Source organism: Streptomyces sp. NPDC054840 (genome assembly GCF_053611065.1).
The window spans coordinates 1-9,871 of the sequence record NZ_JBSGZP010000239.1; the positions used below are offsets into that span (position 1 = coordinate 1).

A 9,871-nucleotide genomic window follows, 5' to 3' on the forward strand; every position below is an offset into this window, starting at 1 on the left:
CCTCCAGGCTGAAGGGCTTGGTGACGTAGTCGTCGCCGCCCGCCGTGAGGCCAGCGATCCGGTCCTCCAGCGAGTCCTTGGCGGTCAGGAACAGCACGGGGACCTGGGGGATCTCCCGGCGTAGCCGTCCGAGGACGGCCAGGCCGTCCATGTCGGGAAGCATGATGTCGAGGACGACCACGTCGGGCCGGAACTCCCGCGCCGCCCTCACCGCGCCCGCCCCGTCGCCGGCGCTGCGGACCTCGCAGCCCTCGTAGCGCAGGGCCATGGACAGCAGCTCGGAGAGCGAGGCCTCGTCGTCGACGACGAGGACCCGGCAGGGCCCGCCGTCGGGCCGCACCAGGGCCGCCGGGTGGTGGGTGGACGTGGACGCATGGGAGGTGGTCGTCGCAGTCATACCGAACAACCTGTCCGGCGCCTCTGAGAGCGTTCTTGCGCCTTTCCTGTGAATTTCCTGAGAAAGAAAATCCGGGAAGGAGGCGAGGCGGCCGGGCCGGGGCGCCAGGGCCGGCCGGACGGGTCGCCAAGGCTGGACGCCGGGGCCGGGTCGTCAGCCGTCGAGGCGGAACAGCCGGGCGCCGTTGTCGTGGCAGACCGCCCGCAGCCAGTCGTCGCCGAGGCCGAGTCGTTCGAGCGCGGCGAGCTGGTGCTCGTAGGGGTAGGGGATGTTCGGGAAGTCGGTGCCGAGGAGGATCCGGTCGCCCAGGTCCGCCAAGCGTGCGAGATCCCCGGGCGGGAAGCCGCACATCTGCTCGGAGAAGTCGGTGAACGCCATGGTGGTGTCCAGGCGCACCTCGGCGTACCGGTCGGCGAGGTCGAGGAAATCGGCGTACTCGGGCATGCCCATGTGGGCGATGACCAGGGGCAGCCTCGGGTGGCGTGCCAGCAGACGGGCGATCGGCTCGGGTCCGGTGTGCTTGCCCGGGACGGGGCCGGAGGCGCAGTGGATCACGATCGGCAAGCCGGCCTCGGTGAGCAGCCCCCAGACGGGGTCGAGCCGGTCGTCGTTCGGGTCGTAGCCGCCGACCTGCAGGTGTGACTTGAAGATCCGTGCCCCGGACTCCACGGCCTGGCGGACGTACGCGCTCACGCCTTCCTCCGGGAAGAACGTCGCGGTGTGCAGGCAGTCGGGGGTGCGGGCGGCGAAACCGGCGGACCAGGCGTTGAGCCAGGCGGCCATCGCCGGTTTGTGCGGGTAGAGCATGGCGGTGAAGGCCCGGACCCCGAACTCCCGCAGGAGCGCGACGCGCTGCTCCTCCTCGTGCCGGTAGGTGATGGGCCACTCGACGCCGGTCAGCGGGCCGACCGCGTCGAAGTAGTCCCACACCTTGTCCAGGACGCGCTCGGGCATGAAGTGGGTGTGGACGTCGACCAGTCCGGGCAGCCCGAGCCGCTCCCGGAAGGCGCGGACCGCCTCAGCCGTTGCGGACAAAGCCGTGGCTCCGCTCGACGGTCCCGACGTGCAGGGTGTAGCTCTCGTACCAGTCGGAGCGGCCCTGGTTCATGGCCGCCTGGTGTTCCATGTCCCTCCGCCACAGGGTGAGGGACTCGTGGTCGCGGAAGTAGGCGACGGTGATGCCGAGGCCTCCAGGGGTACGTGCGGACTCGTAGCCGAGGTATCCCGGGTTCGTCCGGACGATCTCCTTCATCCGCGCGAGGGTCTCGGGGTATCCGCTGTCGTCGGCGGTGCGGATGTTGCTGAAAACGGCCATGACATAAGGAGGTTCGAAGGCCGGTACCGGCTGGATGGTCATGTCGAACACCCTCGGCGGAGCGCCCCTGGCCTGTCCACCGGAATCGGCCCCGGAAGGGCAAAGGGATCCAAGTTTTGACCATGGCCGCCGCGACCCGAGCCATGCTCCGCGCCAGGCTTCGAGCCACGGGCCGCCTCTGTCAGAACAGCCCGCCCTGCTCGGCGGGAGCCCCGTAGGCGGGCGGGATCTGCGCCGTCGGGACCGAGGTCACGGCCTCGTCCCCCGGAGCGATGAGCTCCCATCCCGCCAGCAGCCGGGTGTCCACCACGAGTCCGTCCGCGAGGTGCAGATCGGGACCGGCCGCGCCCACCAGCCGGCCCACGACCGACCCGCCGGACACCATCTCGGTGAGCACCCGCCCCGGCCCCGGCAGGCCCGGCAGGGCGTCCCACCCGAATGCCTCGGCATGGTCGGCCACTACGCACTCCACCCGCTCCAGCGACTCCGGCCACCCGGCCAGCGCCGCCGCCCGTGCGTGCAGCTCGGCGACCTCCCGGGCCCGATCGGCCGCGGCCGGCAGGTGGGCCCGTGCGCCGCGCTTACGGGCGTACGCGATCCGGTCGGGCACCCCGAGCGCCGCCCGCAGCAGCTCCTCGGTGCGCCGGGTGGCCATCAGCGGACCGCGCCCGAGCCAGGCCCACGCCACCGCCCCCTGTTCCAGCAGCCGGGCCGAGCCGCGTTCCTCGGCGGTGATCCCGACCTTGACCATGCCGGGCCCGAACCAGGCCAGGTAGACCCGGTAGGTGCGCGCATCGGCGGCGTTGGTGTCGGCCGCCACGGAGAACGACCGGTCGAGGCGGGCGCAGTCGGGGCATTGCGCGTTCCCGGCGCGGCCCGGGACGGGGTGCGCGGTGGGGCAAGGAGTGCGCTTCCCCGCCCGCCACACGCCGAGGCAGTGCCTCTCCCCGCGTGCGGCGAAGGCGATCCGCTGCCCGTACGCCAGCTCGCTCACCCGCTCGCAGCGTCCTTCCCCGTACCACCCGATGGTGGGGCGGCCGTCCTTCCACCGGATCCCGGTGCACCACCACGTCACAGCGGGAGCGGCCGCTCGAAGAAGGTGTCCAGGACGACGGTGGCGTGCGTACCGCTGACGCCGTCGATGGCATAGAGGCGGCGCAGGACGTCCTGCAGCCGCTCGGTCGAAGCCGTACGCACCTTGACCAGTACCGACGCGCTGCCCGCGATGATGTGCGCCTCCTGGATCTCGGGGATCGCGGCGAAGTCGGCACCGGACTCGCCCATCCAGGCGTTGGAGTCGACCATCACGTAGGCCAGGACTCCGCTGCCGACGGCTGCCGGGTCGATGTCCACGGTGGTCCGCCGGATCACCCCGCGCTCGCGCAGTTTGCGGACCCGCTCGTGGGTGGCCCCCGCCGAGAGCCCGACAGCCGTGCCGAGGGCGGCGTACGACTGGCCGGCGTCCTGCTGCAGGCGCAGGACGAGCGCACGGTCGATGTCGTCCACGCAATCTTCCTCTCATGGGCCTGTCGACCCTTGCGAAGACGGTACCTGATCCTGCAATCTCAACCTCGGACCGAATGAAATTCGGTAGAACTCTTCCAGGGGGAATCATGTCTGACATAGCCGACCTCACCTTGTACGAGATTCTGGATGAACGATTCCGGACCGGCCGCTGCGCCAACGGCGACGCCCGGCTGGATCGGCTCTACGACGACTGCCGCTGGGCGGAGGGCCCGCTCTACCTGCCCGCCTGGCGGCAACTGGTGTGGAGCGACATCCCCAACGACCGGATACTGCGCTGGGACGAGGCGACCGGCGCGGTCTCCGTCTTCCGCTCCCCGGCCGGCCACTCCAACGGCAACACCCTGGACCGCGAAGGCCGCCTGATCACCTGTGAGCAGGGCAACCGGCGCGTCACCCGCACCGAACCGGACGGGAGCCTCACCGTCATCGCCGACCGCTTCGACGGCAAGCGGCTCAACAGTCCGAACGACGCGGTCGTCCGCTCGGACGGCTCCATCTGGTTCTCCGACCCGGACTTCGGCATCACCAACGACTACGAGGGCCACCGCGCACCCAGCGAGATCGGCGCCTGCAACCTCTACCGGGCCGAACCCTCGACCGGAGAGGTCCGGATGGTCGCCGACGGCTTCCTCGGCCCCAACGGCCTGGTCTTCTCCCCCGACGAGAGCGAGCTGTACGCCGCGGACACCCGGGCCGGCCACATCCGCGCCTTCAAGGTCACCGACAACGGCGCCCTGACCGACGACCGTGTCTTCACCGCCTGCCCCGGTGTCGACAACATCCGCTTCGACGACGAGGGCCGGCTGTGGGCGGCCGCGATGGAGAACGGCGTCCGCTGCTATGCCGCGGACGGCACCCTGATCGGCCGCCTGCGCGTCCCCGAACCGGTCTCGAACATCGCCTTCGGCGGCGCCAAGAACAACCGCCTCTTCATCACCGCCACCACTTCCCTCTACTCCCTGGTGATGTCGGTGACCGGCCTGCCCCGGGTCCTCTGAGGGCCGGGGCGCCTACCGGGCGACGAACTGGGTCAGGATCGCCTGCACCTCGTAGATGTCGACGCCCTTGGTGAAGGTCTTCTCGATCGGCGCCGAGCTTCCGGATATCCATATCTTGAGCTCGGCGTCGAGATCGAAGTGCCCGGCGGTCTCGACGGAGAAGTGCGTGATGCTCCGGTACGGGATGGAGTGGTACTCCACCTTCTTCCCCGTGAGCCCCTGCTTGTCGACGAGCACGAGCCGCCGGTCGGTGAACAGGATCGTGTCCCGGATCAGCAGGTAGGCGGCATGTACCTGCTCCCCCTGACCCAGCAGCCGGGCGTAGTCCCGCTGCGCCGACACAGGGTCGACGGTGTGCGCGTTCCCGAACAGTCCCATGAGTGCCCCCGTTTTCCAGCTTCGGATGTCCAGCTTCGGACGATCTTCAGAAACCGTACCGAGGCCGACCTCTCGTCCGCGTCCCCCACCGGAGCCATCCCACCCCTGACATCCTCCGGGGGACCCCGTCCCCATCAAGGAGGAGACGCGGGACTGTCAGGACATACGACAGAGGCCCCCAGGATTTCTCCTGGGGGCCTCTGTCCTGCTGTGCACTCGGCAGGATTCGAACCTGCAACCTTCTGATCCGTAGGCGTGTGCCGCTCACGCACACACCGGCACCGCCCTCGGCAGGCACCGCGCCCAGCTGGTCATCGAGCTGGCGCGGTGTCCGTGGACATCTACGGATGTACGCCGACGTTGATGTCAGCGGCTGATGTCACACAGGTACACAGGGGTCTCGCGAATCAGCCGAGCCGCATGAGACGGCCTTGAACGGCGCCCCGGCCGCCACGGGGCGACGCGGGATTGTCAGTGGGGTCCGATACCTTGCCCCGACCCCTAACGGTTCACCCAGCGACTCCAAGAACGACAGATGGTTCAGTTTGATGCACGACTTACTGAGATCCGATACAGTGCCGATATGACTGAGCAGGATGAGGTCATCGCCGACCTCTCTATTTCGGGTGTGCTCCCGGGCATCACCTGGGCAGTGGGCTCCGCCTACGCGGAGACGATGCGGGACTGGGATCCGCGTCGTGGGTACGGGCCGGGCTGGGTCGGTTACACAGCCCATGGCCTCATCGGTGACCGCATGGACCGGGTCTTCTCCTGTGGCGACTACCACCTCCCGGCCGGCCTGCCCGCCGACGCGGGGATGGAGGCGGTACAGGACGGACTGCATCCCGACGACCTCAAGAGGATGCCGCGGCTCGCGCCCGGCCTCGTCACCTACTCGCCCCTGAACAACTCGCCCGGGTGGCAGTACGGCTCGCGGCGTTGGCTCTTGCAGTCGTTTCCGTTCGGGCGGCACCGGAAGATTCGCTGGGTTACGAAGAGCGCCACCAAGCGGCGCGTGGCCTCGTACCCCGACCCGGACCAGCCTGGTCTGTTCGACATCGGCGGGCCCCAGCTGGACACTTTCACATCGGCTCCCGTCCTCGTTGACCCGGACGGGGAAGACGGCATCGACACCTTCGTCGTTGGTCACAGCATCCACAAAGAACTCAAGGAGCGGGAGCTGCTCTTCGGGCGGCCTAAAATCGCGCGCCACCAGGCTTGGCACTGGTATCAGAATCTGATGACGCTGCCGCCTGAGTCCGGCGGGGGCGTGCGACCTGGTTACGACCCGCAGCCGTACACTCCGAACCCGAACGAAGTTGTCTCTGACGCTCCGGTGCGCCTGCGCAAGACGCCGAAGGAGCGCAACAGTAACGAAACGAGTGGTTAAGCATGAATTCTCGTCACCGGTCCTCAGTCCAGGTCGGTGATGTTGCGCAGCTCTTCGACGGGAGGCGCTTGCGGTTGGCCCGCCAGTTGGCGGGCCTCCGTAAGAACCAGTTGGCCGATCAAGTAGGCAAAACGCCCACAGCTATCGCCTCGTACGAAAAGAACACAAAGAGGCCGGCTCCAGCCACCGTTGCGCAACTCAGCCTGGCACTCGGTGTGGATCCATCGTTCTTTCTTCCTGGGCCCGTGGAGCTGGAGTTCTCCGATGTCGTGGCACATTTCCGCTCTCTGCGTTCCACGACCCAGCTGGCCCGAGATCAAGCGCTTGCGTACGGCCTTGCGACGGTTGAAATCTCCGCAACCCTTGAACGCCACGTAGAGTTCCCGAACGCCGATATTCAGAACTTGGATATCTCGGGAGATGAAGATTCGCCCGAGGATGCCGCGCGCCGGCTGCGAATGGCTTGGGATATGAATCTAGGACCACTTCCACACTTGGTTCGCAGTGCGGAGAATCGGGGTGTGCTGGTGGTGTTCAGCCCACCGGCGAGCGCAAGTGTGGACGCATACTCGTTCGAAGGAATGTCTCGACCCGTAGTAGTGCTAAACCCCACAAAGCGCGACTACTACAGGCAACGCTTCGACCTCGCCCACGAGCTGGGCCATCTAGTCATGCACGCAGATGCCGAACCGGGCTCGGCACAAATCGAGGCGCAAGCAGACCGATTCGCTGCCGAGTTCTTGATGCCAAGTAATCAGATCGTGGATCTTCTTCCAGGGAAAGCAGACTGGGGCCAGTTGCAGAAGCTGAAGGAGTCTTGGGGTGTAAGCCTCCAAGCACTCCTCTACCGTTCGCGCGCCCTGGGCGTGATGAGCGAGGTGACCTACAGGAATGCGATGGTATTCCTGAGTTCCAAGGGCTGGAGGCGACAAGAACCTGGAGTTATGCCAGTTCTTGAGCAGCCATCGCTCTTGCCAGGTGCTGTCGCTCTCCTGGAGGGTTCAGGCATCAGTCAGCGAGCGCTCGCCGAAGAATCTCGCGTACCTTTGGATCTATTTCGGCATATCTGTTCGAGATTCCCTCACTATGAACCGCAGAGCCAAGCGCCCATTGAGGGTCAGAGTCTGCCTGATGGCGTTGTGTCCCTGTTTTCTAAGGGCTCCTAGGCAGCCGTCTGTATGCATGTCTGTGTATTTCATCTGTCGGCCCGAAGCGGAGTTGTCGAAACTCCCCCCGTCGGGTCGGGTGTTCTCTAGACTGCCGCTACGTCAGGTGGCCGATGCTTGGCGCTCATTTGCAAGCTCCTGAGGAGGCACACGTGAGGGTATTGGATATCCGGGTAGTGGTTCGGGCCGTTCGGCTGCCAGCAGAGCCACCCGAATCAGCGTGGACTCTGGAGCTGGGGGAAGTTGACCTCACCGCCGACGAAATACTTCACGAGCTACACAAGATTACAACTCTGGACGGCAAGCTGAAATACCCGCACCCAAACCGATTGCGGTCAACAGAGAATCAGCACGACTGGGGCGCGTCGGCATCGTTCGGAGAATACCTCCTGGAATTCTCAAGCGACTATGGTGCCGGCGTGGGCGCCGCGGCGACTTTCGCCGCCATTCAGCACGCCTTCCGCCGAATTAGTGCGCGATCCACGCACGCACCATCGCGTGAGCCCATCAGCATCGACGAGGCTCGACAGCTACTCAGGGATCACCTGGCTGTCAATTTCACGACCGCACTAGACCAGCTAACCGAGATCGAATATTCGCACGATCTCGAAAGTGAAATGCATAAATTCACCTTTGCGTTGCCCAGTGGTGAACGATTCGGCGGAACGATTGGGTCTGGCGAAGGGGCGCTCCGATGCACGAACGTCTGGAGAAGATCTTCCGTCCCCACACCTGAAGACGTGGGGGCCGAGACGCCACCAGCGATACTCCCGTAACCACCGGACTCGCGTCCCCGGTCCGCACCGGGGACGCTGCGGCGAAGTGCAGGCACTCTCCTGGCTCGACCGCGATCGAGCGCTCAGACCCCCACCGGTCCCGGCAGCCTGGGGAGCGTCGCTGCCGCGGGGCCCAAAGCTTCGCTGCCGCGCCACAGCCTTGACGTCAGCGGCTACATGTCACGCTGCCTCGATCGAAGCCGGATCCGGGGCCCTGTCCGTCAGACCATGGCCGTTATCGCTTCGCGCCGGGCGCTGGCCAAGCCATCCTGAGACACGCGGTCCACCGTTCACCGCCCCACCTTCCGTGATCGTGCGGACGTACTCAAAGCCATGGCGGAGGTAGTAGCGCTGAAGCTCCTTGTTCGCCGTCCACGCGTCAAGGCGGAGCCAGGAAGCGCCGGAACGATACGCCCGATCGCCGGCCCAATCGAGCATCCGCCCACCAAGGTCCCGCCCGGCATGCGTCCTGGCAACCGTCAGCTTGTTCACGAAGATCGACGGCTCGGCGAGTTCCTCGCTCAGCCAAAGGCCGTCCTCCGCCTCAGACGTGAGGGTGATAGTCGCTGCGGTCGTCCCGCCATCCCGGACCATGAAGACCGTCCCGGCCTCGATGGTGGCCAGCAGTCGATCCGCCGGGTAAGGGCGACGCCACTGATCCGAGCCGAGTTCGCTCAGCCAGGCTGCCGCCTCTTCGCGGAAGGCGAGCAGCTTCGCGAGGTCGTCAGGGGTAGCAAGCTCGATAATCACGGGCGCTCGCCCTCGATTCGTGCGGGGAGTTCACCGATCTCGTAGTTCATGCGGTTGAGGTCTCCACGGAAGGTGGTGATCGTGCACCGAATGACCTTGTCGCCCGCGTAGCCCGTTCGGGTCCAGAGCAGCACCGGCACTCCGGCGCCTACGTCCAGGAGTCGCGACTCATCGGGGGTCGGCATTCGCGTGGCGATCTCGTCGAAGTAGCCGATCTGCGCAATCCCGGCGGCCGCCAAGTAGCGCGTCGTACCCTCCGCGATGTCCCCAGGCTCGGCGAGGCGAGGCGCCTCCTTCACAAGCCAGTCGGGGTAGTACGTCGCCTGGGTGGACCACGGCACATCGTCCACGAAGCGATGGCAGAACCGCAGGACCGTGGTGGAGCCGACATCGACCTTGAGGCGCCCGGCGACGTAGTCCGTTGCCGGCGTCACCTCGACCCGAAACGTCTGGGTCGGGTGCCGCCCGGCGTTGGTGACGTCCGTGTTGTAGGCGTCGCCGTTCTGCGGGAAGGTCAAGTTCTCGAAGCGGGAAGCATTCAGTTCGAAAACCTCATGCTTGCGCACCTCGTAGCCGAGCCCCTGGCTGGAGGAGATCAACCCCTCACTGACCAGGGTGTTCAGGCCCGAGCGGACCGTGTTCCTCGACGCCTCGAACCGCGTTGAGAGCTCGCTCTCGGAAGGCAGACGAGATCCCGGCGGGTAGACGCCGTTGTCGATCTCGCGACGGAGGGCGTCAGCCACCTGCCGGTACTTCGGCTGCTTGTTCATGGCCCCATCATGACGCACTCGCTCAACTTGTTGGTACATGTGGGCCCCAATCCCTTGACGACTCACTGTCCGTGGGTGCAACATCACTGCATCAGCTTGTACCAACAAGTTGAGCAAGTGGTGCAGCAGGGTCAAGTATGCCCTGATCTGCCCGCCCAGCACGACCAGGGGCCCCGCAGTGGACGGGGGGAGGCGACCCGGCGCCTTGTCATTCACCGGAGGGCTTAGACCGAAAGGTCACGTCTCCATACGCCTACGCCAGGTCTCAGACCTGAAGGAGACATGCGCACTGCTCAACCTCTCCGCGCCGAATCACCGCGGCCGGTTGCCTCCTCCGCCCGTCTCGTACGGGCGGGGTTGAGGGGAGCCGGAGTTCTTCCTGCTTCACCCCAACGATGTGCAGC

At 66.3% G+C, this 9,871-nt stretch carries 12 protein-coding genes; 4 read left to right on the forward strand and 8 right to left on the reverse strand.

Annotated elements, in window-relative coordinates; translation table 11 throughout:
- The 5 genes from ACWGIU_RS18590 to ACWGIU_RS18610 form a co-directional block, all read right to left on the reverse strand.
- On the reverse strand, positions 1-397 hold a 397-nt coding region (locus tag ACWGIU_RS18590; RefSeq protein ID WP_453707105.1), incomplete at its 3' end, for a response regulator.
- Positions 398-550: 153 nt separating this feature from the next.
- Complete coding sequence (locus tag ACWGIU_RS18595; protein WP_453707107.1) at positions 551-1,432, reverse strand: amidohydrolase family protein; 882 nt, start codon at positions 1,430-1,432, stop codon at positions 551-553.
- Positions 1,416-1,754: an antibiotic biosynthesis monooxygenase family protein gene (locus ACWGIU_RS18600; protein ID WP_453707109.1), complete on the reverse strand. Its 339-nt coding sequence runs from the start codon at positions 1,752-1,754 to the stop codon at positions 1,416-1,418. The genes ACWGIU_RS18595 and ACWGIU_RS18600 overlap by 17 nt, the downstream gene beginning before the upstream one ends.
- Before the next feature lie 139 nt (positions 1,755-1,893).
- Positions 1,894-2,787 (reverse strand): DUF2797 domain-containing protein, encoded by an 894-nt coding sequence (locus tag ACWGIU_RS18605; protein WP_453707111.1) that lies wholly within the window; start codon positions 2,785-2,787, stop codon positions 1,894-1,896.
- Positions 2,784-3,218, reverse strand: a complete 435-nt coding sequence (locus ACWGIU_RS18610; protein ID WP_453707113.1) for an Lrp/AsnC family transcriptional regulator — start codon at positions 3,216-3,218, stop codon at positions 2,784-2,786. Before ACWGIU_RS18610 ends, ACWGIU_RS18605 begins: the two co-directional genes overlap by 4 nt.
- Before the next feature lie 107 nt (positions 3,219-3,325).
- On the opposite strand from ACWGIU_RS18610, the gene ACWGIU_RS18615 reads away from it, so the two are divergent.
- A complete protein-coding gene (locus tag ACWGIU_RS18615; protein WP_453707115.1) occupies positions 3,326-4,237 on the forward strand; it encodes an SMP-30/gluconolactonase/LRE family protein in 912 nt (303 codons plus the stop codon).
- A gap of 12 nt (positions 4,238-4,249) precedes the next feature.
- On the opposite strand, the gene ACWGIU_RS18620 is transcribed toward ACWGIU_RS18615, so the two are convergent.
- A complete protein-coding gene (locus ACWGIU_RS18620) occupies positions 4,250-4,615 on the reverse strand; it encodes a PH domain-containing protein (RefSeq protein WP_329100307.1) in 366 nt (121 codons plus the stop codon).
- 583 nt (positions 4,616-5,198) lie between these two features.
- On the opposite strand from ACWGIU_RS18620, the gene ACWGIU_RS18625 reads away from it, so the two are divergent.
- The 3 genes from ACWGIU_RS18625 (at position 5,199) to ACWGIU_RS18635 (ending at position 7,947) form a co-directional block, all read left to right on the forward strand.
- Positions 5,199-6,005: a hypothetical protein gene (locus tag ACWGIU_RS18625; protein ID WP_453707117.1), complete on the forward strand. Its 807-nt coding sequence runs from the start codon at positions 5,199-5,201 to the stop codon at positions 6,003-6,005.
- A 2-nt stretch (positions 6,006-6,007) separates the two neighbouring features.
- The gene (locus ACWGIU_RS18630) at positions 6,008-7,171 is read left to right on the forward strand and encodes a helix-turn-helix domain-containing protein (protein ID WP_453707119.1); all 1,164 of its coding nucleotides are present in this window, start codon (positions 6,008-6,010) and stop codon (positions 7,169-7,171) included.
- A 152-nt stretch (positions 7,172-7,323) separates the two neighbouring features.
- The gene (locus ACWGIU_RS18635; RefSeq protein WP_453707121.1) at positions 7,324-7,947 is read left to right on the forward strand and encodes a hypothetical protein; all 624 of its coding nucleotides are present in this window, start codon (positions 7,324-7,326) and stop codon (positions 7,945-7,947) included.
- A 180-nt stretch (positions 7,948-8,127) separates the two neighbouring features.
- On the opposite strand, the gene ACWGIU_RS18640 is transcribed toward ACWGIU_RS18635, so the two are convergent.
- Both ACWGIU_RS18640 and ACWGIU_RS18645 read right to left on the reverse strand, forming a co-directional pair.
- Positions 8,128-8,697 carry a GNAT family N-acetyltransferase gene (locus tag ACWGIU_RS18640; protein WP_453707123.1) on the reverse strand — a complete coding sequence of 190 codons (570 nt, stop codon included), beginning with the start codon at positions 8,695-8,697 and terminating at the stop codon, positions 8,128-8,130.
- On the reverse strand, positions 8,694-9,467 hold the full coding sequence (locus ACWGIU_RS18645; protein WP_453707125.1) for a GntR family transcriptional regulator: 774 nt from the start codon (positions 9,465-9,467) through the stop codon (positions 8,694-8,696). The genes ACWGIU_RS18640 and ACWGIU_RS18645 overlap by 4 nt, the downstream gene beginning before the upstream one ends.
- Between the last annotated feature and the right edge of the window lie 404 nt (positions 9,468-9,871).